The 1,283-nt window shown below is 40.8% G+C and carries 1 protein-coding gene; it reads right to left on the bottom strand.

All coding sequences use genetic code 11. From position 1 onward, the window contains the following. Positions 1-299: 299 nt before the first annotated feature. Positions 300-1,283 (bottom strand): hypothetical protein (locus ACWIUO_RS13700; protein WP_454178444.1); only part of this gene is annotated, 984 nt, incomplete at its 5' end.

A 1,283-nucleotide genomic window follows, 5' to 3' on the forward strand; every position in this document is an offset into this window, starting at 1 on the left:
GTCATTGCGAGCAATTAGATTTTTCGTTTTAGCAAAATCTAATGCGTGGCAATCTATAATCACACTACTTTCGTCATTGCGAGATTTTGCGACTTTGTTAAAAAGTTGCAAATTCGTGGCAATCTATCGCTATAAAATACCAAAAACACACTTTTTACAAAATCAATAAATAGATTGCCACGCGGATTTTATACAAAATCCGCTCGCAATGACGAATTCCCCTCCAAAAGTCTAAGTTTTTGTCCCTATCCATAAATCTAAAAACCTAAAAAAACCCCAAGATTTACCCAAAAAAAGACTTACCCATCAATGTAATAAACCTTTTTCTTAGATTTTTTTTCTTTCTTTTTCTTTGACTTTTTGGACTTAGATTTTTTCTTGCCACCTTCGGCTATGCTTCTAGCTACGGCATTGCCGTCTTTGTCGGTTACATAGTCGCTCCCGCCAAACCAATACGCGTATTTAAAGTTTGCAGTCCCAGAGACACCATTAAACCATTCATTTAATGCCCTCTCATTTGTCTTGCTAAATGTGCTAGCATATAGCAGCGCATCTACACCAAATGATAGCTCGTGGTTTTTCTTTATCATCCATATCATATCAAATGCCACATTCCCATACACCGCAGGTAGAGTAATATCGCTCTTATCCCTTAGATTACCAATCCTAAGATATGCTTTTTGCTTATTTAGCACATTATACTTCACGCCTGCTTTTAGGTTGGTGCGGAAAGTATTGCCCCACATTTTATAGTAGCGCACCGCAGCTCCTAGTTGGGGTAAATGCCAATAAAATGTGTTGTAAAATTCACTTGCACCCAAAGGACGATAACTTGCACCACCTACGAGGGCGGTTGGTTTGTCGATTTTGCTAGCTAGGGCAGATAGCATATCATAGCTTAGAGATACTTCAGGGCTTAGGTAGCTATTTCGCTTGTATTGGTAAAATGTAACCCCACCTTTGACTTCCGCGCCTACGCTATACATTAGCGGGAGTGAGCTAGATTTGCTATCGCTAGAGAGGTTTAGTCTATACGCGCCAGATTCCATTTTAAATGTCGGCAAATCAACCCCGCCTCGAATATTTGCTTTGATAAAGCCTTCCCACACTTTCGCAGGCACAGAGAATGTTTTATAGTAGCTTAGCCCAGCTTGCAGGGCGTTTGTCTGCACGCGCGTAGGCACTGTGCCTAGTAGCTTTGTATCGGTGTTGGTAAATTCATATCCCACATATCCGCCAAAGATTCCATTTGCCCTAAGATTTCTTTGCACGCCAAAGAGTGC

It is taken from the genome of Helicobacter sp. T3_23-1056 (assembly GCF_053654535.1).